20 protein-coding genes are annotated in these 23,709 nt (G+C 40.9%); 16 read left to right on the forward strand and 4 right to left on the reverse strand.

The genetic code is table 11. From position 1 onward, the window contains the following. Positions 1-19: 19 nt before the first annotated feature. The 9 genes from NYE72_RS09375 to NYE72_RS09415 all read left to right on the forward strand — a co-directional run bounded on the left by NYE72_RS09375 (position 20) and on the right by NYE72_RS09415 (position 9,841). Positions 20-1,297: an ABC transporter substrate-binding protein gene (locus NYE72_RS09375; protein WP_339211727.1), complete on the forward strand. Its 1,278-nt coding sequence runs from the start codon at positions 20-22 to the stop codon at positions 1,295-1,297. A 138-nt stretch (positions 1,298-1,435) separates the two neighbouring features. Further along, a complete protein-coding gene (locus tag NYE72_RS09380; protein ID WP_339212060.1) occupies positions 1,436-2,920 on the forward strand; it encodes a glycoside hydrolase family 68 protein in 1,485 nt (494 codons plus the stop codon). A 93-nt stretch (positions 2,921-3,013) separates the two neighbouring features. After that, a complete protein-coding gene (locus NYE72_RS09385) occupies positions 3,014-4,555 on the forward strand; it encodes a glycoside hydrolase family 32 protein (RefSeq protein WP_038574312.1) in 1,542 nt (513 codons plus the stop codon). A gap of 174 nt (positions 4,556-4,729) precedes the next feature. Next, positions 4,730-5,308 (forward strand): TetR/AcrR family transcriptional regulator, encoded by a 579-nt coding sequence (locus NYE72_RS09390; RefSeq protein ID WP_038569710.1) that lies wholly within the window; start codon positions 4,730-4,732, stop codon positions 5,306-5,308. A gap of 90 nt (positions 5,309-5,398) precedes the next feature. Next, entirely contained in the window at positions 5,399-5,860 is a 462-nt protein-coding gene (locus NYE72_RS09395) for an FMN-binding protein (RefSeq protein WP_036679218.1), read from the forward strand. Positions 5,861-5,881: 21 nt separating this feature from the next. Continuing rightward, positions 5,882-6,403, forward strand: coding sequence for a hypothetical protein (locus NYE72_RS09400; RefSeq protein ID WP_051491057.1), 522 nt, complete (start codon positions 5,882-5,884; stop codon positions 6,401-6,403). Between the two features lie 143 nt (positions 6,404-6,546). Further along, the gene (locus NYE72_RS09405; protein WP_036679224.1) at positions 6,547-7,191 is read left to right on the forward strand and encodes a hypothetical protein; all 645 of its coding nucleotides are present in this window, start codon (positions 6,547-6,549) and stop codon (positions 7,189-7,191) included. Between the two features lie 494 nt (positions 7,192-7,685). Further along, positions 7,686-8,426 carry a hypothetical protein gene (locus tag NYE72_RS09410; protein WP_339211728.1) on the forward strand — a complete coding sequence of 247 codons (741 nt, stop codon included), beginning with the start codon at positions 7,686-7,688 and terminating at the stop codon, positions 8,424-8,426. 44 nt (positions 8,427-8,470) lie between these two features. Continuing rightward, on the forward strand, positions 8,471-9,841 hold the full coding sequence (locus tag NYE72_RS09415; protein ID WP_339211729.1) for an RICIN domain-containing protein: 1,371 nt from the start codon (positions 8,471-8,473) through the stop codon (positions 9,839-9,841). A 16-nt stretch (positions 9,842-9,857) separates the two neighbouring features. Here NYE72_RS09415 and NYE72_RS09420 read toward each other — a convergent pair whose 3' ends face one another. Further along, positions 9,858-10,811, reverse strand: a complete 954-nt coding sequence (locus NYE72_RS09420; RefSeq protein ID WP_052096920.1) for a glycosyltransferase family 8 protein — start codon at positions 10,809-10,811, stop codon at positions 9,858-9,860. Between the two features lie 166 nt (positions 10,812-10,977). Continuing rightward, positions 10,978-11,913: a type I pantothenate kinase gene (gene coaA / locus NYE72_RS09425; RefSeq protein ID WP_339211730.1), complete on the reverse strand. Its 936-nt coding sequence runs from the start codon at positions 11,911-11,913 to the stop codon at positions 10,978-10,980. A 180-nt stretch (positions 11,914-12,093) separates the two neighbouring features. On the opposite strand from coaA, the gene NYE72_RS09430 reads away from it, so the two are divergent. Further along, positions 12,094-13,185 (forward strand): hypothetical protein, encoded by a 1,092-nt coding sequence (locus tag NYE72_RS09430; protein ID WP_339211731.1) that lies wholly within the window; start codon positions 12,094-12,096, stop codon positions 13,183-13,185. A gap of 60 nt (positions 13,186-13,245) precedes the next feature. Then, complete coding sequence (locus tag NYE72_RS09435; RefSeq protein WP_038569717.1) at positions 13,246-13,896, forward strand: suppressor of fused domain protein; 651 nt, start codon at positions 13,246-13,248, stop codon at positions 13,894-13,896. Positions 13,897-13,928: 32 nt separating this feature from the next. Here the strand turns inward: NYE72_RS09435 and NYE72_RS09440 are convergent, their stop codons facing one another. Continuing rightward, the gene (locus NYE72_RS09440) at positions 13,929-14,309 is read right to left on the reverse strand and encodes a VOC family protein (RefSeq protein ID WP_076098496.1); all 381 of its coding nucleotides are present in this window, start codon (positions 14,307-14,309) and stop codon (positions 13,929-13,931) included. Between the two features lie 243 nt (positions 14,310-14,552). On the opposite strand from NYE72_RS09440, the gene NYE72_RS09445 reads away from it, so the two are divergent. Together NYE72_RS09445 and NYE72_RS09450 are read left to right on the forward strand one after the other, a co-directional pair. Further along, positions 14,553-15,590 (forward strand): NADH:flavin oxidoreductase/NADH oxidase, encoded by a 1,038-nt coding sequence (locus NYE72_RS09445; protein WP_036679236.1) that lies wholly within the window; start codon positions 14,553-14,555, stop codon positions 15,588-15,590. Between the two features lie 215 nt (positions 15,591-15,805). Further along, on the forward strand, positions 15,806-16,243 hold the full coding sequence (locus NYE72_RS09450) for a helix-turn-helix domain-containing protein (protein ID WP_052096922.1): 438 nt from the start codon (positions 15,806-15,808) through the stop codon (positions 16,241-16,243). A gap of 86 nt (positions 16,244-16,329) precedes the next feature. Here NYE72_RS09450 and NYE72_RS09455 read toward each other — a convergent pair whose 3' ends face one another. Continuing rightward, a complete protein-coding gene (locus tag NYE72_RS09455) occupies positions 16,330-16,935 on the reverse strand; it encodes a GNAT family N-acetyltransferase (protein ID WP_256718557.1) in 606 nt (201 codons plus the stop codon). Between the two features lie 224 nt (positions 16,936-17,159). On the opposite strand from NYE72_RS09455, the gene NYE72_RS09460 reads away from it, so the two are divergent. The 3 genes from NYE72_RS09460 (at position 17,160) to NYE72_RS09470 (ending at position 23,652) form a co-directional block, all read left to right on the forward strand. Continuing rightward, complete coding sequence (locus tag NYE72_RS09460) at positions 17,160-20,918, forward strand: alpha-L-arabinofuranosidase C-terminal domain-containing protein (RefSeq protein WP_339211733.1); 3,759 nt, start codon at positions 17,160-17,162, stop codon at positions 20,916-20,918. Positions 20,919-21,179: 261 nt separating this feature from the next. Further along, complete coding sequence (locus NYE72_RS09465; RefSeq protein ID WP_036679239.1) at positions 21,180-21,701, forward strand: serine acetyltransferase; 522 nt, start codon at positions 21,180-21,182, stop codon at positions 21,699-21,701. A gap of 115 nt (positions 21,702-21,816) precedes the next feature. After that, positions 21,817-23,652 carry a UbiD family decarboxylase gene (locus NYE72_RS09470; protein WP_339211734.1) on the forward strand — a complete coding sequence of 612 codons (1,836 nt, stop codon included), beginning with the start codon at positions 21,817-21,819 and terminating at the stop codon, positions 23,650-23,652. Positions 23,653-23,709: the final 57 nt, after the last annotated feature.

Consider the following 23,709-nt stretch of genomic DNA (forward strand, 5'->3'; position numbering starts at 1 on the left):
GAATGCATCTGGGGGAATTATGAAAATAAAAAGGGTTCAAATGATTATCGTGGGGTTGATTACGCTAACGCTTTCTTCATGTGGTGCGCATACACGTCCACTGAAGGAAGCGGATTTGAAGGTAGCGGATAAGACAGTCACTTTGGAGGTACTGAATCCTAAAGTGGAAATTTCTATAGAATTCGAGCAGATGGTTAAGGAATATGAAAAGGAAAACCCGAATATTAACGTGGAAATTCTAACCTTTGGCGGAGGAGCTAACTACCTTGATGAGCTAAAGGCGAGGTTTGCGGCCAATGTTGGTCCGGATATTTTTCCAAATGGCGGTTATGAAGAAGCGAGGGCATGGAGTAGATATCTTGAAGATTTATCGGATCAACCCTGGGTGGAACAGGCTTATGACGAGGCGCTAGAACCGATGAAGATGGACGGGAAAATATACGGGATGCCGATCAATTTTGAAGGCTACGGTTTTATTTATAATAAGGATTTATTCGCAAAGGCTGGGGTTACTCCTCTCCCGACAACGTTTACTGAATTAAAAGTGGCGGCGAAAAAGCTGAAGGCTATAGGTGTGACTCCTTTTTCTGTTGGGTATTCCGATCATTGGTTTTTTGTACTTCTGTTGAATATTGCTATTGCACAACAGGAGGAGCCGGATGCTTTTATTCAAGGGTTAAACAACGGAACACAATCTTTTCGAGAGAATAAGGAAGTTAAAGATGTCATTCGGATGCTGGATTTGACCGTACAATATGGTAACGAAAATTTTTTGACAACAGATTATAATTCGGAAGTTGAGTTATTTGCAACAGGGAGAACGGCGATTCTTAAACAAGGGAATTGGGTTCAGTCTAAAATTGATCAAATATCGCCGAATATGAATATCGGTTTTTTACCCATGCCTATTAATGATGGTGCCGAAAACAATGCGTTGCCAGTAGGGATATCTAATAATTGGGCTGTTAATAAAGAATCTTCGCCAGAAAAGAAGAAGGAAGCCAAAAAGTTTTTGAACTGGATGGTTTCCTCGGAAACAGGGAAAAAGTTCATGAAGGATCGCTTTCATTTTATTTCAGCTTTTAAAAATATAGAGACGGACCGTTCGGGAGCGCTTGTAAAAGATCTTATGCGATACGTCGATGAGCAGAAAACATTATCTTGGAATTGGTTCAAATTCCCTCCCAGAGCAAGAGAGGAGTTTGGCTATCTTATGCAAGCTTATGTAGGAGAGCAAATCAATCGGGATCAATTGCTTCAAGAGCTTCAAAAATCGTGGGATAGCCATGTGAAGTAATAAAACCAAATCAATATAACCCTGTAAATGCATCAATTCACGACATACTCATAACGTCTACTCTTCATTAGAATTTAAAAGGGGAACAGCACAAAGGAAGACCGAAACCCAAATTTAAAGTATAAGAGGAGTTAGATGATGAATTTCAAGAAAATGATTAAACAAACAACAATCCTAACCTTTACAGCTGCTTTAATGTTAGGTGGAGCTACTCAAACCTTTGCGAAAGGAAATAACAAGCCGAACAAGCCGGAGTACAATGACTACGGTTTCTCTCATATCACTCGCGCTGACATGTTGAAATTACCCAAACAACAAAATAGTAATCAATTCCAAGTCCCAAAATTTGATGCTTCAACGATTAAGAACATTCCTGCAGCCGTTAAGTTCGATGAGAATGGAAACAAAATTGAAATGGATGTTTGGGATACTTGGCCGCTGCAAAATGCAGATGGAACTGCAGCAAGTTATAAGGGGTATCAAATTGTTTTTGGTCTGGCGGGCGACCCTAATAACGGATCAGACACATTTATTTATTTGTTCTATAAGAAAGAAGGAGACAACTCTATCAGCAGCTGGAAGAATGCCGGCCGGGTGTTTAAGGATAGTGACAAACTTGTACCTGATGATTATGTTTTAAACAATCAAGCCGAAGAATGGTCCGGTTCAGCAACCATGACATCTGATGGCAAAGTTCGCTTGTTCTACACCAATCGTCATCCTTGGGATCCAGATCGCGGATTTTACGGGAAACAAACTTTAACTACAGCTCAAATTAATGTCTCTGCCCCGGATGGGGATACCCTTAAGATTGATGGCGTAGAAGATATGAAATCCATCTATGACGGTAATCAAGGTGAAATTTATCAAAGTCTTGATATCACCGGTTTCAGCAAAGGCGATTACGACGATAATCATACCTTAAGAGATCCTCACTATGTGGAGGATAAAGGCCACAAGTATCTTGTGTTTGAAGCAAATACAGGGACAACTACGGGTTACCAGGGTGAAGAATCTCTCTTTAACAAAGCTTATTATGGTAATAGCAATGCCTTCTTCCAAGCGGAGAAAAAGAAATTACTAAGCAGTGCTGACAAAACATCTGCGGAAACCGCGAATGGTGCGCTTGGTATCATTGAATTAAATAATGATTATACATTCAAAAAAGAAATGAAGCCGCTACTTGCCTCCAATACCGTGACAGATGAAATTGAACGTGCGAACATATTTAAATTGAATGGCAAGTGGTATCTGTTCACAAGCTCAAGAGGTTCTAAAATGTTCATTGATGGCATTGATGATGAAGACATCTACATGCTCGGGTACGTATCTAATTCTTTAAACGGACCGTATAAACCATTAAATGGTACAGGACTTGTCCTCCATCAAGATCTTAATCCTTATGATATTACCTGGACTTATGCTCACTTTGCGATTCCGCAAGTGAAAGGGAATAATGTAGTCATCACAAGTTACATGACGAATAGAGGTTACTTTGGGGATCATCATTCCACTTTTGCCCCAAGCTTTGTGCTGAATATTAAAGGCTCCAAGACTTCAGTTATACCGAACAGCATTTTGGAACAAGGGCAATTGACACTTAAAGGTAACAAACCGTATTAATTATTTACAAAGTAAATGCCGATGTAGTTGGCGTTTACTTTTCTTTTTATAAGCAATGTGAAAAAAGCGAGGTATATTTTGAATAAGAAAAAAATGATAGGAATCACTATATTAATCCTTTGTTTAATTTGTATTGTGACAATAGTATTAGTAACTTATGGCGCTGGAGAGAAGAATAAGCCGGGGACCGACGTTCCTGATCATAAACCTACCACTCGGGCTAGCTATCATTTCACTGTACCTGAGCATTGGAAAAACGATCCGCAGAAGCCCATTTATTTTGATGGTAAATATCATTACTATTATCTCTATAATGCTGATTACCCGGATGGAAATGGTACAGAATGGAGACATGCCACATCAACGGATTTGGTGAGCTGGACAGATGAAGGCGTTGCGATTCCAAAATATACAACACCCAATGGTGATCCCTGGTCAGGATCTGTTGTTGTTGACGATAGCAATACAGCAGGTTTTGGCGAAGGGGCAATTGTGGCGATTTTAACACAGCCCTCTGCAGAGGCGGGGAAGCAAGAACAATATTTATGGTTCAGTACGGATCGTGGGCTGACGTTTAAATCATATAGTGATGATCCTATTTTGCCAAATCCGGGCACAGAAGATTTCAGAGATCCGAAGATAATATGGGATCAACATTCTCATAAATGGGTGATGACACTAGCCGAAGGTACGAAAGTAGGCTTTTACGAGTCTGACAATTTAAAGGATTGGCACTACACAAGCGGCTTCGAAACAGAAAATATCGGAATTGTGGAGTGTCCTGACTTCTATATGATGCGGGCGAATGATGGCACTTATAAATGGGTTCTTGGGGTCAGTGCAAATGGTAAGTCGATAGGTAAACCCAACACGTATGCCTACTGGACTGGAGATTTTAATGGGAATGAATTTATCACGGATTATCATGAACCACAGTGGCTAGATTATGGATTTGATTGGTATGGTGCTGTAACGTTTGAAGAGGGAAAGGATAAGGATCAATACAATCATCGATATGCTTTGGCCTGGATGAATAATTGGGATTACCCTCATGTTACCCCCAATCTTAACGAAGGTTTTAACGGAATGGATTCAATCGTACGTCAAATAAAATTAACACGAGATGAAGAGCAATCGTATCAGTTAGTATCACAGCCCATCGAAGCATTAGATCAAATGGTAACTTCAACGGATTCCTTGCAAAAAATAAAAGTGAACGGCTCGTCAACACTTGATATCACAGGTGAAAATTACCAGCTCGATGCAGATCTATCTTGGTCAGAGATTACCAATGTAGGCTTAAGACTTCGTGAATCAGCAGATAAGACGCGCCATGTGGATGTAGGAGTGTTTGTTGAAGGACAATATTCTTATGTTAACAGAGCCTTTACTGGACAACCTGATAAGAGTGACAGATATCTTGAAAGCAAGGCCCCCTTTGATGTGAACAAGAAAAAAGTGCATCTGAAGATCCTTGTGGATAGAACAAGTATTGAAGTTTTTATAGATGATGGTGAAATTGTATTTTCTAATGAAATTTTCCCGGAAATAAATGATCAAGGCATTACCTTGTTTTCTGAAGGTGGCACCGCGATTTTTAATAATGTTGTAATTAAGCATTTTGGCAAAGATTAGAATGATTAGTCAGAATTTTTCTAATTCTTGCGCAATAAGAGGGCACTCCAACCTAATTTGGGTGATGCTATAGATGTTAATGCTTTTGGTGATCTATTTTTGCATTGACATACCAAGCTGTTAACACTATGATATGAATGAAAAAATAATTATTCATTCACGGAGAGACGAAAAGTGGAAGACAAAAAAACAAAGATATACGAATGCGCGAAAGAGCTATTTAGCAATAAAGGCTTTAAAGATACTAATGTTTCTGGCATTACCAAAATGGCTGGAATAGCTGTAGGAAGTTTTTACAACTATTATCCCTCTAAGGAAAAGCTTTTTATGGATATTTTTTTAGAGGAAAACGAAAAGCTCAAAAAAAGCTGTATGCAATCGCTCGATATGAGCCAAAGCCCACTGGCAGTAATACGGCAGATGATGGCGCTTAATTTGGAAGGTATGATAGCCAACCCCATTCTTAAGGAATGGTATAACAAAAGTGTTTTCGCAAAAATCGAACAGTTGTACCGGGAAGAAACCAACATTCAGGTAAACGACTTCTTGTATGATAGCTTCCATGAAATCATTAAGCAGTGGCAAGCCGATGGTAAAATGCGCAGCGATATGGATAGTAAAATGATTATGATGATTTTCGCCGCAATGATTAATGTGGAAACCCACAAGGAAGAAATCGGGCTGGAGCACTTTCCACAACTTCTGGACAATATGCTGGAACTAATCATGAAGGGTTTGACAGACTGCCCCTAATACACTTATGGTGCAGTTTTTTTTTCTTGTATAATGAATGAATAATTAAATATTCATTCGAAATTGAAATCCAAAGGAGGAGGCAAGCAGGTGAGTAAGAGAAGAGGAAAAAAGCGAAAATTCAATAAATGGATTATTGTTCTCAGCATTCTATGCGTGATTACAGTCATAGGTTGGATAGGTGGTATTCTCTTGACTGCTCCGGGAAGGCATGAGGTTCAGCAGCTTACTATCAACGTCATAGATATACAGAATCTGCGGGAGGGTACCTATGTGGGGGAATACATTGGCATCAAAGATCATTCCAGAGATACCAAGGTGAGGGCAATAATATCTGCTGAACGGCTGACAGATATAAAAATACTCAAAGGTGCCTTGGACAAAACAGGGAACCCTGCTGAACTGAAGGATGGTCTAGGCATTGGTGATTTGTTTAGTCATGTGATTGAATCGCAGTCTCTTCAGGTGGACGTTATCAGCGGGGCAACGCTTACCTCTAAAATACATCTTAAGGCACTCGAAAATGCCCTACAGCAGGCGGAGACGAAATAATTCATTTTAAGGAGAATTTATATGAACATTGCAGTCATTTCGTATTCATTCACAGGTAATAATGAAGCATTAGCAAGGAGTGTGGCGAATGCGTTGTCGGCTGAACATATCCGAATCTCGGAAGCCAAACCCCGAACACTCGGTAGGATTACCTTCGATATGATTTTTGACAGGATACCGTTGGTTCAACCGAAGCCTGAGCAAATAGGAAAATATGATATTATCCTATTTTTTGGACCGGTTTGGATGGGGAAAGTGGCCACACCGCTCCGTGCCTATTTAAAGGATTTGAAGAAAAATCCGCAAAAGTATGGTTACCTTTCAATCAGTGGCGGAGCTGACGGTCCAAATCCGAAGGTGCCAGGGGAGCTCAGAAAAAGAACTGGAGCAGATCCTGTTGTATTCATCGAGCAGCATATCGCAGATCTGATATCGGCAGATCACAAACCTGCACGTAAAGATACCTCAGCTTATAAGTTAAATGAGGGGGATATTAATCAATTAACTGGTAAAATAGTGAAGAAAGTAAGGGATATGATCTAGCTATTGAGCTCCAGCGAGACGAACAGAGAAACGGCAAAGCTGCCGTTTTTTTGTTTTCTCTGCAATCTGGTAGAAATTGTTCTATTATAAAGTGTTCGTTCAATTCGCTAGATGGTATGATAGGTATGGGAGGGAATTATAAAATGAACAATGAGACGACTAATGAAAATGAAATAACAAATGAGAATGAGGAAGTAAATGATAATACAGAAATGTCTGAAGAGGATATGGCACAGCTGCTAAAGGCTGTTCACCATAACGGCCTTGTAGCATTGAGAGTACACTTTAAAGATGTTGAAGGACAAGTATTGAACATGGAAGCCTACGGTCCTGTTTTTGTTTTTCACGTGAAAACTGAATTAGATCAGGTGTATTCCTGCGGATTTTTTCTGCGCGAGTTAATTGCAAGATTCCAGTCGGGTAAGGATCCGGCAGCATGGATGGCCTCATTCTTCGTTGAGCTGATGAAAATTGAGGGAGGCAAAACACTTCCAAAACCACCAGCAAGTGAAGAAGAAGCAAAAGGGATCATTGACAATGTGTTAGTTCCGCTTTGTATTGAGGAAATTACCCAAGAATTTGCTCCAGAAAAAGTGCATGTCGGGCTAGCTTGGAACGAGAAATTGGGACCAGTCTTCGAGGCTGGATTTCCAGCGATCACCGATGGGAATAACGTATGTGCATTCCCGCTTCATCTGTTGCTGACCCATTTGCAATTGAACCGGGATCCATCTGAGCTGCTTGTTCAGGGTATGTATAACATCCGCAGAGAACATGGATTGGAGTAAAACAGGCTCTGAGCCCTGACCATCCATAACCCAAAGAAACGGCAGAAATGCCGTTTCTTTTTCTTTTGACATTCAAAAGAGTAGATCCTTGCTCAATGAATTCATTCATATCTACTATAGGCTGATAACCTGCTGCTTGAAGGTTTCGTTCACTTCATCTTCGGACTGTATAGCGCTTATCTTTGCTTTTTAGCTCTATTTACCGAACTCGCGGACCGTATAGCCCTTATTGTCTGTTTATCGCCGATAAAAGTAGGAGAATTAGCCAAATAGTTGCATCTCAGTCCGTTAACAGAAGAATTCTCTTGAAAATGAACCAATAACGTCTCCTCGGTCCGATAGGCCTTGGTGTAGCTGGATTATATAAAGAAACTGTAAATACTTTTCAGATATTTTAGGATAAAATTTCATTTACTGAATACGTTTGCGGACGAAGCTATATGCACAGCACCACTATACTTTTTTAGAAAAATAAACGAAGGCGTGGTAACAAGATGAAATATCTAGTTTCAATACTACTAATTGCTGCAGTGATAGCATCTGGTTGTTCCAATACCACTCCAATCCCTCATCCAACTTCTAATCAGGAAACTTCTCCTTCTCCTAATCCTAATCCTAATCCAAATACAAATTTGAATTCTGATACTGATTCTTCAGATAACCGCAGAGAAGATACTGTGTTCCTCAACAAAAATATAGGTTGGAAAGCAGTCTATCATTTTCAAGGGATGTCACGCGAAGATATGGAGCTTTATGCAACTAGTGATGGGGGAGAGACTTGGAAGGAGATTGGGGATAGCTTACAAGCAGGAAGTACTCTTCCTAGCGGGGTGAAATCGGGACTTACTTTTGTTAATGAAAAAGAAGGCTGGATTACAACGAATGCTCCATGGGAGGGAAAGGTTGGTTTATATAAAACAATGGATGGTGGAGTTACCTGGAGTGAACAGACAGTCACAGTGCCGGGTGAGTTAGTAAACTCGCAAATCTATGCTTATCCTCCCCTCTTTCTTACGAAGGATCAAGGAATCTTAATTACTCGGCCCGTTGAAAAAGAACATACATTGTTATTTATAACGATAGACGGAGGACAACATTGGAAATCATTCCTTGACGATCACATGGATCAGTATGTTGGTATAGCATGGACGCTCTCTGAGAGTATGGCGACGGTGAAATACGCAGAGAAAACCTGGACATTAAGCATGCAGAACTATGGAAAATGGTCCCTTTAATCGAAATGTTGGCATATTGCGTTTAGAAAAGACGTACACATCAAATGAAGCGAGGCGTTAACCTGACTCCGGCTGTTATAGCTGTTTATGGGATAACGTTTTGTTTTATCCAATATTCGAAACCGGTTTCAAATGTGCGAGCGCGCCGCGCAATGAAATCAGTAGGAGGAAAGACGATGTTACGAAAAGGAAAAATGTTAAGTCTATTTCTGCTGTTCACCCTCTTAATTGCTTGGGTACCTACAGGGAGTTCAAGCGCGGCATCAAGCTGGAATCTGGCATGGAGCGATGAATTTGATGGGAATTCTCTGAACACTAATAATTGGTCGGCGGAAATAGGTACGGGTAGCGGAGGTTGGGGAAACAATGAGCTTCAGTATTATACCAGTCGCCCGCAGAACCTGCAGGTAACGGGTGGGAATTTAGTGATAACTGCACAAAAGGAGTCGTACGGGGGGATGAATTATACCTCTGCACGGATCAAAACACAGGGACTCAAAAGCTTCACCTACGGAAAAATCGAAGCTAGAATCAAATTGCCTTCAGGACAGGGGCTCTGGCCAGCATTTTGGATGCTTGGGGCAAATATTGATTCAGTGGGTTGGCCGAAATCTGGGGAAACAGATATTATGGAGCGTGTGAACAATAATGCTTTTGTTAATGGGACGGTACATTGGGATGCCAATGGGCATGCCGAGTACGGTCAGGTGTCTGGTAACCTCGATTTCTCACAGTACCATGTGTACAGCGTGGAATGGGATGCGAATTATATAAGATGGTTTGTAGACGGCAACCCATTTAATGCTTTTTATATTGAGAACGGAACCGGAAATACGGAGGAGTTCCAGAAACCTTTCTTCATCCTGCTAAACCTTGCCGTGGGTGGAAATTGGCCGGGAAGTCCAAATGCTTCAACTGCTTTCCCAGCTCAAATGCTGGTTGATTACGTACGGGTGTATCAGGCTGCGCCTACCTCAAGCATTGTTAGTGGTGGGATTTACACTTTAGCTGACAAGGCTAGTGGTAAGGTTCTGGACGTAGTGGATGTATCCACAGCAAGCGGGGCGAAAATGCAGCAATGGACCAATTACACTGCCAATAATCAGAAATTTAAAGTGGAGAGTACAGGCGACGGTTATTACAAGCTTACGGCAGTGCATAGTGGAAAAGTGTTGGATGTGCCAAACTCATCAACCGCGAGCGGTGTACAGCTGCAGCAGTGGGATGACAATGGTACCAACGCTCAGCGATGGAGCATTATTGATGTCGGAGGGGGCTATTATAAACTTATTTCAAAAGTGAGCGGATTAGCCATGGATGTATCCGGAGCATCAACAGCCGATGGCGCAGCTGTCCAGCAGTGGACAGATAACGGGAGTGATGCTCAGAAATGGTTTTTTACGAAAGTGAACTAAAGAATGCCGCCCCATATCAAATGGGGCTTTTTCTAATCGGTCTAATCGGTCTAATTTGTTTTAAATCGGATAAAAAAATAGGGGTTAAGTTCAACTGAACAATTTTTATTTTCTGCTTGTTTCTTTTTCGGGTGAGGTGTGGTTTTAAAGGGCTGCTTTTCCGTTTTCTTCGTCTGATTTTGGCTCTAGTGATTCTCCAAGGGGTTAGCTTTAGGAATTGCTGATATAGGGATGAACCCGCGGAATCTTTATTCCAGCATTTATCATCTCCGGCAAAATGGATGATTTTGTTAGTGAAATCATGGTCCGGAATGTTTGTGTTGAACGAATTAAAACGGATATCAAGGGGGAGGTAATTCCCACCAAAAACCGCATTCAGAACATCCTGATCTGGCATGGTGACATCAGGAAAGGTACGTAGGAAGGTTAGCATTTCTTCGTACCAGTTGGTATTCTGGCGGATATTATGCAAAGAAAATAAAATCACTCCGGAATTAAAATAAAGCTCAGGATTTAATCCCTTAGCGCTCACAATATGAGCAACCTCTCTAATCCCTTGGTCCCAAATTGCGGCCAAATACTTGTCATCCAGTTCAACCTGCCATAATTCAGTTATGTCCATATTCACTAATACATCGCAGTCCAGATAGATGATTTTGTCCACGGGTATTAGTGCAGGAAGAAGCAATCGATACATACATGCCTGCGTCCATACATTAATGGAGTTAACATTGGCTAACACCTGAGTTAGATCATCGGGCATAGTGATTGAATAAAAGCTAAGGGTATGATTATGTTTTGTAGTTAATGCGCTAAGCCTGCGCTTATTAGTTTCACTTAAAGAAACATCATGTAAAATATGAATATGAATTGGGGAACTCGTATGATGAAAAATTGACGCTAGAACGACTCCGGCATGTTCAGCATATTTCCCATCCTTATCTTGAAAAGCCAAGGCGATATCGATCATTTGATTTATCCTCTCTTCACGTTTGTGTACGAATGTACCACAGTATACGTTCGCCTTGATCAGAGGACAGAGACATTAAACCCAGAATATTCACCCAATTTGATGTGAGCACCAAAAAAACCAAGTGCTGAATCTCAGCAACTTGGTCGGCTAAGGACTTCAATCTTTATTTTCGCAGCTTAATTCGATCTACGTGATGATTGTTGTCCTTATGTATTATAAGATCCGCACGATTTCGGGTGGGCAGAATATTTTGCTGCAAATTAACGTAGTTTATTTCTTTCCAGATCCGCTTTGAGATTTCAATAGATTCCTCTAGAGACAGCTGTGCATATTTTTTGAAATAAGATTGTTCATCTTGGAAGGCAGTATCTCTGAGCTTAATAAACCGATCAATGTACCATGTCTCGATATCGTTTACATCAGCATCCACATAAATAGAAAAATCAAAAAAATCAGATACAAAATAGTTAGGCATATTATGATTATTTGTAATCGCAGTCTGAAGAACATTTAAGCCCTCAACAATTAGAATATCCGGATTCTCAATCGTAATATATTCATCTGGCACAATATCATAAGTTAAGTGAGAGTATACAGGGCTTTGGACCCGCGGCACCCCAGACTTCACATCCGTTAAAAAAGAAATTAAACTACGCGTGTCGTAGCTTTCAGGAAAGCCCTTTTTCGTCATTATACCGCGCTTTTCCAGCTCTGCGTTGGGATGTAGAAACCCATCAGTCGTAACTAAATCCACCTTTGGATGGGAAGGTAATTGTGAGAGAAGTTTTTGTAGGAGTCTGGCCGTAGTGCTTTTGCCAACAGCGACACTTCCCGCGATGCCTATGATAAATGGACCTTTTTTTACATCATTGTTCAGAAAGTGATTTATAGATTCATTAAATTTATGAGCAGATAGAAGTTGCAGATTTAGCAGATTGGACAGAGGAAGATAGACCTCGTTAACATCCTCGCTGGAGATTTTTTCATTAATACTTTGGACTTCCATAAGTTCTTCTTCTGATAATTGGATAGCGGTGAAATCGCTTAGTTTTTTCCAATCCTCACGTAAATAAAGTGTATATGCTGAATTATTCACCATTAAATTTTCCACATCCCTGAAGTTTTTAGAGATTTCTTATGCACTTAGGTATTATAACCGTTCATACAGCTTCATTCCATTCATTGTAATCGACATTATTATGGACATTAAGGAGATTGCATTTCAGTAAATGGGAAAATCAATTAAAATATAGAATATTAGGAAGAATGGGGTGGAGCAATGGGAGTTTTTCGAAAAGTTGAATTATTGAAGGATTACACACGCACGGAAACGTTCCAAGAAGAGTCAGAGGGAAGGAAAATAGTTATAAGTATTTATTATCCGGATACAGAGGGTGTATTAAATAAAAACGCATCTGCAATGAAGTATATGGAGCTTTTCGGGCCCTGTGAACAACAGGCGAGAGAGCTTCTACAAGATATTGGCATGAATATGGAAATCATAAATACATTATCAACCTCAATCAGCGATCGAACCTTTCAAAGCAAATCCAAACGCTCCTATCCAGTCATCATCTATTCACCTGCATTAGGTTTAGATAGAGATATGTATATTTATAATATAGAAGCGTTGGCTAAGCAAGGTTTCATAGTGGTAACGGTCAGTGCTGCGTACGAAGCTATGTTTACTGTTTGCCCTAGTGGTGGATTTATTAATCAATCCGAAGCCATGAGGCAAATAAAAGCTGCGGATTATATCGATTTACATAACTTAATCTCCATTCGAAAAAAAGATATTCAATACGTTCTGGATCACCTGTCCACGCTTAATTCTATGGATAAAGATGTGAAGGGCTTATTTGATATGAATAAGATTGGTATTATCGGCCATTCCATCGGCGGTGCTACTGCATTAGATTTAACTATGGAAGACGATAGAATTAAAGCTGCTATTTTATTAGATGCAAGCATGCACTTATATATTGAGAATGAAGAGAAGAACAATACTGTGCCGCTTCTTGTATTAAGGCAAAAGGCCTCGACCTTAGAATCCTTAAGTAATATATTACAGGAGAAACTGGCAAATGATTTCATCAAAGGACAAGAGGCGCTTTTTCAGAATTGGAACGGATATAAATCTTTTCTAAAAATACGAAATGCTACACATATGTCATTTAGCGATCTGCCCCTTTTTGAGGAAGGAGAGACTTTAAAACAAAGAACCTGTGAAATGCATACTTGCTTAAATGAGCTTATAAGTAAGTTCCTTTTGGAACATCTTTTAGATCAGGGGCAAGGTTATTCGGCATTAATTAGTAGTGTTCATAAAGATTTTTGTGAGATCCATGGTAGTGGAGAAGAAATTCTGTAAATTAGCAATAAACTCTCCTTTGTTTATACCGATAAACATATATAAGGGAGGGAATTATGAATGCATTCTGCTCAGTCTAATGAGAAAATATGTAATCATATTGAAAAATACATAGGTGTTATTGATAATGTTTTTAAAGAAATTATTTCAGGTGTTCTGTCGATAGATATTCTAATTCTTGATCCGACGCCTGAGCGGAACTTCTATACTTTAATTACTTCTGGAATGAGCGAATTACCGATGACGGTGCCAGAAGGTGCAGAAGAATATCAATATGCTGAAATAATGATTTGTCTCCCTCCTACCTGGAAGCTGTCGGATGAGGCGTTTAAGGATGAACGGAATTATTGGCCGATTCGGGCCCTGAAAACAATGGCTAGGTTTCCGCATGAATATAATACATGGCTTTATATGGGGCATACGCTTGTGAACGGTAATCCCGCCCAGCCTTATAGTGAGGATACAGGATTTCAAGGGATGTTCGTTTGGGTTCCAGATGTAAAAGATAAAGCCGGTTTCTTTAATTTAGAAATGACCCGTGAGAAAGTGGTGCACTTTTATACGTTAATTCCGCTCTATGGGGAGGAGTTAGATTATAAAATCAAGCATAGCGAGGAAGAGTTACTACACAAGTTAAATAAGATTGGGGTTACGGATGTTTTGGATCCTTCCCGTAAAAATAGTTGTAAGAAGTTATGGGGACTCTTTTAAATACAAGAAAAAACGGCTGAGAGCCGTTTTTTTTATTTTTTGATTCCAAAAGCAATCCAGCGACCATCTACATCTTCGATCACAAATTCTTTGTTATTATAATCGGTGTTTGATAAAGAACGAACAATATGAACACCGGCGGCTTCGAACTCCTTCTCCAACTCTTCTTGCTGCTTCGTAATAAAATAGGCATCGTATCCATAACCGTACAACTCTCGATTGGGAATGACCTTTTGTCCATGGGATTGCGTAAGGATAATCTCTGTATCGTCGCGATACAAACAAAGATGTGGTTCTTGTGTATCTAAATAGGGCACAGCTTTAAAACCTAAGTACTGGCTGTAGAAGGCAGCAGTTTGCTCAATATTCAAGGTAGGGAAAATACTATGCGATTGTAAGAGCTTTTTGTCCACGAGTGAGGTCATCCTTTCAAAGAAAAATAGATATCCATATATTACCTCAAGGTAGAAGTTTCAACAATACATGGAGTTTCCATTAAGCAGAAGATTATTCACGGTTGACACCATCGCTGTTCTATAATAATATACATGCATGAGCATGCATTTATAAAAATATATAAGATGAACTTAGAAACTCATGTTCACTGGTAGCATTGATCATACTATACTTAGTTTTTTATAAAGAGGAGAGATATCATGAAGGACTTGTTCACCCCGTATGAATTGAAGGATTTGAAGCTGAAGAACCGCGTGGTTATGCCTCCGATGTGTCAATATTCAGTGTCTAACAAAGACGGAATTGCTACGGATTGGCATTATAATCATTACGTAAGTCGCGCCGTTGGCGGAACCGGATTAATTATTATTGAAATGACGGACGTGGAGCCTGATGGACGGATTACTGATTTTGATCTTGGCATTTGGTCTGATGAGCAAATTCCTGCACTGGCCAGAATCGTTGAAGCTTGTCATTCTTATGGCGCTAAAGTAGGTATTCAAATTGCACACGCCGGACGTAAAGCAGAAGATGCAGCAGTTCCTGTATCCTCATCTAACGTTCCTTTTGACGCTGACTCCAAAACACCACGTGCATTAACAACTGAAGAAGTGAAAGCTATGGTTGAGAAATTCCGGTTGGGCGTGAAGCGGGCGATACAAGCGGGATTTGATGTTATCGAGCTTCATGGAGCGCATGGTTATCTTATTCATCAGTTCCATTCCCCTCTAACCAATCAAAGAACAGATGAATACGGCAAGGATTTAACACTGTTTGGTACAGAAGTCATTCGCGCAGCAAAAAGTGAAATGCCGGAAGGAATGCCATTGATTATGCGTATCTCCGCCCAAGAATATGTTGAGGGCGGGTACGGTATCAAAGAAAGCTTGGAATTTAGTAAAGCTTACAAAGAAGCGGGCGCAGATATTTTCCATATCAGTGCAGGTGGTGAAGGTCCTATCGCAGCTGCCGGGAAACCAGGGACGCATGCAGCTTATCAGGTTCCTTTGGCTAGAGAAATCAAGTATGGCTTGAATGTTCCGGTTATTGCGGTTGGCAGATTGGATGAGCCTGTACTTGCTAATGCCGTGATTGGGAATGAGGAAGCTGATCTTGTTGCCGTGGGCCGGGGCATGTTGAGAAATCCATACTGGACGCTGGAAGCTGGGGTTGAACTTCAGAAAGATGCCGGCATTCCTAGACAGTATACTTTCGGGTTTCCAAGAATTAATGGGTAAAGACTAATATAAATGGTATGAAGTCTGAAGTCCAAACAAAATAATTGTAAAGTGTGGAGGGGCCGGCTTCTTGGAGAAACGGTCTCTCCTCTTTTTTAAAATAAAATAAAGTATAAGTATCGAAGCTATACTTTATGTATGGTTGTGGATTGTAGTACTATTATATAGAAGGAAAAAATCATGAAAAGCCATACACCCGGGAGATGAATAATAAAATGGACGACATTCTTAACAATGACCTTATAACGAGTTGGTTGACGTTAACGCATATACAAATGAATGTGACGAATGAATTGGAAGCTAATCTACAAGCCAAACATGGCTTATCCTTAAAAGAATTTTATTTGCTGTTATTTTTATCGGAAGCGCCGGAGAAGAAACTGAAATTGCAGAAGCTAGAAGCTATGGTGGGTTTAAGCCAGAGTGCAGTTTCCCGACTGGTTAGTCGGTTTGAGGCCAAAGGCTGTGGCGCTTTAGAAAGAAAAGCGTGTGATGCTGATCGCAGAAGTATCTATACTGCCTTGACTGCCATTGGCGAAGACAAGCTTCTTCGTGCACAAGATACCTTTCAAGAAACCCTGCTTGCAGCTTTTCCAGAAAAAGATGTGAAAGAGCTTTTGGATCAAATGCTTCGCATGAAGCATCAATCATGAATTCACAATAAAAACCTCTGTTTTGGTAAATGGACCGAATCTCCATTTCCCATACAGAGGTTTTTTAGTGTAAGGCGCTATTTACATCATACCTGTTCATCCCACTGTTGCTGGGAAAAAAGCCGGTAGTAATTATAGTCTTCATGTTCAATTGTAATCTCGTCAAGAAGCTCGAAACCACATTTTTGAATGACTCTATTAGACGGGATATTGTGTTTCAGAGCAATGGCGTTTAATACATCGGTAGAGCTATTATCAAACAAATACTTAATTAATCCCTTGGCAGCTTGAGTAGTGTAGCCGTTACCGCGATGATCCTTGGATATGGCATACATAATCTCTCTGTTAGGAACGGGCAATTCCTCCTTAATTCCTGTACAACACCAACCAATAAACTCACCGGACACTTTTAAAATAATGCCTAAACGAAGACGAAGCTCTCCGATATCTCCGCCCGCTGAGATCACTTGAAGAAACTGCTGGTTCTCTTTTATTTCATAGTTTATTAACCAGTCCAACCGTTGTTCTTTAGGAACATTCCAATCTGGCAAGAATTCAATAATTTCAGGCTGTAGAGTAAGCGCATGAAACTCCTCTAAATCCTCCACACTATATTCCCGCAGAAAAATATCTTTACAATCAATCGTAAATAAATCACTAGAATTGGCCTTTTCATTCACAGCTTCGCTCAACTTTCACCACTCCTTTATTAACTAACAGATATTTTACCATGGAATAAATGATTGATTTGGTAATATTTGATTATAAAAATTGTTTTCTTTTATTTCACATAAATATTAATTGGTTAATATATTAATTGACTATAAAATATGTTATTATGTTTCGTATAAACGGCAATGAACTAATACAGTTAGGTTTTTAAGATTTCTACTATAAAGATAACAGGTGATATTTTATGAAAAATGACAACGGTAACAAATTTATTAATGGTAGTCTAATTGCGCATTATAAGTTTGATAATCCAGAGGATGTGGGTCAAGATTTCTCGGGGAACGGCAATGATGGAACCGCTTCAGGTACTACGCTGCCGGCTATTAAATCCGTAGCAGGTAGACAAGCTGTTTCGCTTGCTGGGGGAGAACATGGCACATCCTATATTTCATTACCTAACGATCTGCTTAAAGAGGTCAGTGACCATACAGGAATTACAATTTCGACATGGATGTATGTAAGCAAAGCTTCAAGCTTATGGGAAAGAATCTTTGATTTTGGTAAAGGTGAAACAGGACCTTATATTTTCGTAACTCGCAATTTGCGGGGGACTTGTTTTGCAGGGGAAGACTTAATCGCAGATCCAGGGAAATCCTTTGCGACTGATGAATGGGTACATGTTTCCTTTGCAGTTACAGGTACAGAAGGTGGAACACTAAGCAGTGCAGGTCCTGTGATGTATGTAAATGGTGAAGTAGTTGCGGATGGAATGATCAGCCAAACCTCGAGTGGCACATATGCTAAGCTGCGTACATGGTTTGCTACTTTTGAAGATCAACAGAATTATAGCAATAATACAATCGGGAAATCCCAATACGCGGCAGATGTTGATTTTAGCGGCTATATTTCGGACTTCCGTGTATATAAAGCAGGTTTAACTCAAGATGAAGTGATTGAAATCATGTGCGAATCTTTGACGGATGAAGATATCGTAAAGCTTGCAAAAGATAAATACTTAACCTTCCCAAGCTCGATCATTACCAAAGATATTGAGTTGCCAGTTTCGCTGATGGGCGGAAAAGTTGACGTATCTTGGGTATCCAGCGATTCCAAAGTCATTTCTAATGAAGGTGTTGTGAATAAAGGAGTTCAATCTGCTCAAGGCGTAACGCTTACAGCACATTTGAAAAAGGGAGCTAGTACAGTAGAAAAGAGCTTCACGGTGTCTGTGCTTCCGGAAGATTTGCCACCATACACCTTAACTATTGATGGTAATCAGGAGATTTTGGATGTTAGCCAAATTCTATATGGTTTATTCTATGAGGACATTAACAACGCAGCAGACGGTGGGATCTATGCAGAGCTAGTGCAGAATCGCTCCTTCGAATCTTTTGCTTTTGACAGCTATTCGCATGTATGTGGTGTACATGGTGCTTCCACCGGAAGAAATTATACACCTCTTCACGCATGGTCTGGGGATACAGAGAAAATGACTGTCCATAATACAGGCGGATTAAACGATTTCTTCGGCATCGAAGATAAAGATATGAATGCTCATTATGTGACGGTAGCGGATGGCGCGACTATTAATAATAGAGGTTTTGCGGATTCCAATCAGCACTGCTCGATGTTTATTAAGGAAGATGCCAAGTACAACTTCACAATCTGGGCGAAGGCAGAAGCAGCAGGCACAATTACCTTGCAATTGCTCGACAAAGACGGTAAAGCCATCAGCGATACTGCAATTGTTGAAGTAAACGGTGACGGCAACTGGAAGAAGTATGGTGTCGATTCTAAGCTTGTATTAACAGGGTCTGAAACTGTGCTTGGTCAGCTGGCGTTAACCTTTAACGGTGAGATCTCCATTGATATGGTATCCTTAATTCCTGATGACGTTTGGGGCGCTGGTGAAGAGGAACGTTCTGCTACAGCTCATGCTAACTATAAAGGAAATCCAAACTATAGATTAAGAAAAGACTTAGTGAATGCACTCGTTGATCTTCATCCTACATTCCTGCGTTTCCCTGGGGGTTGTATTTCTGAAGGTTCTCACATTTGGGAGAACGTGTACGATTGGAAAGAGTCCGTCAACGATATCGAATTGCGCAAAGAGAACTATAACGTATGGGGCTACATGATGACCATGGGTCTTGGATATATGGAGTATTTCCAATTAGCCGAGGATTTGAACGCAACACCACTTCCGGTTATGGCCTGCGGCGTACTCTGTCAAGCTCGTTCGGATTATGCGAATCCAGCTGGCGGTGCGTTAAGAGATTATTATGTGAAGAACTTTACGGATCTGATTGATTTTGCGATTAGCATGGATTTTGACAATAATGAGTGGGCTGCATTGCGTAAAAAGATGGGCCATGAAGCAGCGTTTGACCTGCGTTATTTGGGTGTGGGGAATGAAAACTGGGGTACAGAGTTTTTTGCCAACTTCGAATATTTTAAAACAGTGATTGATGAGTATATGGTGAAGAACTATCCTGATCATGAATTGACTATTCTCTCTACCGTGGGTGCACAGGCAGATGATGATGCTTACCAGCAAGGTTGGAAATTCCTAAGCGGAAATTTACAGGGCTCGGAAAAAATCAGCTTTACGGATGGTACATCGAGCATCGAAGAGACTGTTACCTGGTACGAAAAACAAAAGAACTACATGGATACCATTGCGGATGAGCATTACTACCGTTCCAATGAGTATTTGTTAGAGAATGCTGATCGTTACAACTACTATTACAGAGCCTATAAGGAAGACGGCAGCTTGGATGAGGCTGAAACTTCAAAGGTTTTTGTGGGTGAATATGCTTCCACAGATAAAAACACATTGGCAGGAGCTGTTGCTGAGGCAGCGATTATGTCCAGCTTCGAGAATAACTCTGATGTGATTAGATTGGCGGCAACGGCACCGTTGTTCAACAAGGTTCTGACAGATGGCACCTATAGATGGACACCGGATTGCATCTGGTTCGATGATGAGACCGTATGGTACACACCGAACTATTATGTTCAGCAGCTGTATGCTAAATACCTGGGAACCAAAGTGGTTGGCACCTCATTTTCGACTTATCGCAACGGGGAGAAGGTAGACCTCATTCCTCATGGAGGAATTGAAGTGGCTGCCGGGAAATCAGCTGTGATCGTGAAACGGGTGAAAGTGACCTCGAATGTAGATGGCAGTGTTTGGTTGGATCAAGATTTCACGCAGCCGCTGAATGAAGCTTGGAAAGTGATTCCTGGCTCTGCCGGATATACGATTGATCCTTCCAAAGGTCTGGTATTGAAAGCGCAGAATGGCGGACTGAATGGATTGTATATCCTTAATGACGCGTGGACTAATTATAAAGTAGAGGTTGTAGCTGAAAAAGCTTCTGGCGAAGATGGCTTCTATGTAGGCGCAGGTCTGACAGAAATCTCACCGGAAAATAAAGATGTCATCGAATATGCGATTGGCTATAATGGTGATGCCACAGGAGTCAAGGTGTACAAGCAAGGGATTGAGGCTTATACTCTCGGCGATTATTCCTCTAGTACCGCTGCTGGTAACCTGAGAGCCAGTTGCTATGAAGAGCTTGCGGATCATACGGAATATACTATCACCGTTAATTATGGTGGAGCAGATGGCAAACATTTGATTTGCTCTTATACAGATGGCAAGGTAACAAGCAAAGTACTGGATTATAAGCTTGAGGCTTATAACAGAGAGGTATATAATTCCGTAACTAAAGATGATAAGCATCTTTATGTGAAGCTTGTAAATGCGGATGGTGTAGAAAAAGCAACGAAGCTTGATCTAAAAGGCTTAAAAGTAGCTGCTACTGGTAAACGGATTACCTTAACCGGAGACGCCTCGCTGGTTCACACACCTAATGTGAACAGAAAAAATGATGAGAAGGTTACACCAGTCGAAACAGAAATCGTAATTGATAAAGACACGGCAGTTGTGAAGCTAGCTGCCAATTCCGTAAATGTGATTGTTCTGGATCTGATTTAATAGAAAATATGCTTTCCAACACGCGCCGATCTTTTTGTTCGGCGCGTGTTGTTGTTTAACAAGCCTCTAAATCGGTTGATGATTATATAGAGAGAACTGTCCACTTGCTTGATGAATCTCAAAATCTATCTTACACTGGTGAAAGTACAATCACCGACTGACCCTCCAGCCCGCGATCCTCCCAGATGTTTTATCCACAGCTGCCCTTCATTACTCCAGAATACAGTGCATACCCTAGCCCCTAAAAAGGAGAACGATAAAATGATGAAATCATTCAAAACGGACTGGAAAGCAAATCTGAAAAATCCTCAAACGATTATGGCCTTGTTTACTTATCGTTATGGAAATTGGGTGTATTATCGAGTGAAGAATGGCATCGTGCGAAAACCTTTGTGGCTTTTATATCGAATAATGGATGTGCTTTTTGTCCGTATTCTTGCAAATGGAGAGCTTCACGCTCAAGCTCAAATTGGTGATGCGCTTCATTTACCGCATGGTTTAAATGGGATTATCATTAGTCCTAAAGCGGTGCTTGGAAGCCATGCTACTATTTTTCATCAAGTGACGATTGGCGGGAGAAATAACTTAGGAGAGCCTGTGATTGGAGACAGAGCTTTTATTGGAGTAGGCTCCAAGATTCTTGGACCGGTTGTCATTGGTAACGATGTTAATATCGGGGCCATGTCTGTAGTGGTAAAGGATGTGCCGGATAATGCTTCGGCAGTAGGTATTCCTGCTAAAAATATATTGCGGAGTGAACCGAAACCAGAGAATACAAGATAAAGACGTTAGGTTCTAGTACATAGGGTACGCGTGCGCTTTATTTTAATATCTTACAGGGTATAATTAAAGCATCCAAGTAATCTTGTAATAACCTTCTAGAGATCGGAGTAATGAAATGAAATATAGCAATTTAGAAGAGTGTGTTAATGATTTAGAGAAACACGGACATTTAGTTCGGATTCGTGAAGAAGTGGACCCTTATCTAGAGATGGCGGCGATTCACCTAAAGGTTTATGAGGCTGGTGGACCCGCATTATTATTTGAGAATGTAAAAGGCTCGAAGTTTCGGGCCGTATCTAACCTTTTTGGAACGCTAGAGCGCAGTAAGTTTATCTTTCGGCGGACTTGGGACTCCACACATAACGTAATTGCCCTTCGCAACGATCCCGTAAAAGCACTCAAAAATCCATTTAAATATGTTGGAACCGGATTATCCGCGAGAAAAGCATTGCCTATTAAAAAGCCAGGAGGTCTGCCAAGCGGTTTCCAGGAAATTAGTATCTCTGATCTTCCGCTAATCACACATTGGCCGGGAGATGGTGGTGCTTTTGTAACCTTGCCGCAGGTGTATTCAGAAGATCCGGACAAGCCGGGCATTATGAATTCCAATCTGGGAATGTACCGTGTGCAGCTGACTGGAAATGAGTATGAATTAAATAAAGAAGTGGGCATTCATTATCAAATTCATCGCGGCATTGGCGTACATCAGGAAAAAGCGAACCGCCAAGGACAACCGCTTAAAGTGAGTTGTTTTATCGGTGGGCCACCCGCTCACTCCTTATCGGCGGTTATGCCTTTGCCTGAGGGAATGAGTGAGATGATCGTTGCAGGTTTATTATCAGGACGCCATTTCAGCTATAGCTATGTGGATGGTTACTGTATCAGCAATGATGCGGACTTTGTGATAACAGGTGAAATTCACCCTGGTGAGACGAAGCCGGAGGGGCCATTTGGCGACCATTTAGGCTATTATAGCTTGGTTCACCCTTTCCCAGTAATGAGAGTACATAAAGTGTACGCCAGAAAAAATGCAATCTTTCCATTTACGGTTGTCGGTCGGCCGCCACAGGAAGATACCGCGTTTGGTGAGTTAATTCACGAGCTGACAGGTGGGGCTATCCGCCAAGAAATTCCGGGCGTCAAAGAAGTTCATGCAGTCGATGCTGCGGGTGTTCATCCCCTGCTGTTCGCCATTGGCAGTGAACGTTATACGCCTTATCAGCAAGTAAAGCAGCCAGCGGAAATTCTGACCATTGCTAACCGGATTTTAGGTACGGGTCAGCTTAGTTTAGCTAAGTTTTTGTTTATTACTGCAGAAGAGAATCAGCCTATCAGTACACATAATATCGAGGATTTCTTGACGTATATCTTGGAGCGGATTAATCTTCGTAGAGATATTCATTTCTATACCAACACCACGATTGATACACTTGATTATTCCGGCACAGGATTAAACAGCGGAAGTAAAGTGATCTTTGCAGCAGTAGGGGATAAGAAAAGAGAGCTATGTACAGAGGTACCAGGCCTGCTGAAAGAATTACAGGGATTTGAGCATGCACGAATGGTGATGCCTGGTCTTGTTGCCCTTCAAGGCGCTAAATTCACAAGCTATGCTGAAGCAACACTGGAAATGAACAAGCTTAGTGAAGCTATTCAGGAGCAAGGGTCACTTCCTTCTTGCCCAATGATTATTTTGTGTGATGATAGCGAGTTTTTGAGTGAAAAGATCGACAATTTCCTATGGGCGACATTCACCCGCAGTAATCCATCTCATGATATCTATGGAGTGAACAGTTCTACTGAGTATAAACATTGGTCCTGTGATAACGTGATTATTGATGCTCGGATAAAACCCCATCAAGCCCCGCCACTGATCCCAGACCCAACCGTTCAGAAGCATATCGAACGATTATTTGCGTCAGGTGGCAGTTTAAGCGGAGTTAAGATATAGAGAAACATTCATCAGCCTTCTTGGGAATCCAAGGAGGCCTATTTGCTGTTTGTGAAA

It is taken from the genome of Paenibacillus sp. FSL L8-0333 (assembly GCF_037965665.1).
Classification (GTDB): Bacteria; Bacillota; Bacilli; order Paenibacillales; family Paenibacillaceae; genus Paenibacillus_AQ; species Paenibacillus_AQ odorifer.

Bases quoted from the DNA above. Each gene is read 5' to 3' on its own strand.
- NYE72_RS09430 (WP_339211731.1), top strand. From the start codon at position 12,094: ATGGGAGTTTTTCGAAAAGTTGAATTATTGAAGGATTACACACGCACG.
- NYE72_RS09380 (WP_339212060.1), top strand. From the start codon at position 1,436: ATGAATTTCAAGAAAATGATTAAACAAACAACAATCCTAACCTTTACA.
- NYE72_RS09460 (WP_339211733.1), top strand. From the start codon at position 17,160: ATGAAAAATGACAACGGTAACAAATTTATTAATGGTAGTCTAATTGCG.
- NYE72_RS09470 (WP_339211734.1), top strand. From the start codon at position 21,817: ATGAAATATAGCAATTTAGAAGAGTGTGTTAATGATTTAGAGAAACAC.
- NYE72_RS09465 (WP_036679239.1), top strand. From the start codon at position 21,180: ATGATGAAATCATTCAAAACGGACTGGAAAGCAAATCTGAAAAATCCT.
- NYE72_RS09385 (WP_038574312.1), top strand. From the start codon at position 3,014: ATGATAGGAATCACTATATTAATCCTTTGTTTAATTTGTATTGTGACA.
- coaA (WP_339211730.1), bottom strand. From the start codon at position 11,913: ATGGTGAATAATTCAGCATATACACTTTATTTACGTGAGGATTGGAAA.
- NYE72_RS09450 (WP_052096922.1), top strand. From the start codon at position 15,806: ATGGACGACATTCTTAACAATGACCTTATAACGAGTTGGTTGACGTTA.
- NYE72_RS09435 (WP_038569717.1), top strand. From the start codon at position 13,246: ATGCATTCTGCTCAGTCTAATGAGAAAATATGTAATCATATTGAAAAA.
- NYE72_RS09445 (WP_036679236.1), top strand. From the start codon at position 14,553: ATGAAGGACTTGTTCACCCCGTATGAATTGAAGGATTTGAAGCTGAAG.
- NYE72_RS09405 (WP_036679224.1), top strand. From the start codon at position 6,547: ATGAACAATGAGACGACTAATGAAAATGAAATAACAAATGAGAATGAG.
- NYE72_RS09410 (WP_339211728.1), top strand. From the start codon at position 7,686: ATGAAATATCTAGTTTCAATACTACTAATTGCTGCAGTGATAGCATCT.
- NYE72_RS09415 (WP_339211729.1), top strand. From the start codon at position 8,471: ATGAAGCGAGGCGTTAACCTGACTCCGGCTGTTATAGCTGTTTATGGG.
- NYE72_RS09400 (WP_051491057.1), top strand. From the start codon at position 5,882: ATGAACATTGCAGTCATTTCGTATTCATTCACAGGTAATAATGAAGCA.
- NYE72_RS09420 (WP_052096920.1), bottom strand. From the start codon at position 10,811: ATGATCGATATCGCCTTGGCTTTTCAAGATAAGGATGGGAAATATGCT.
- NYE72_RS09375 (WP_339211727.1), top strand. From the start codon at position 20: ATGAAAATAAAAAGGGTTCAAATGATTATCGTGGGGTTGATTACGCTA.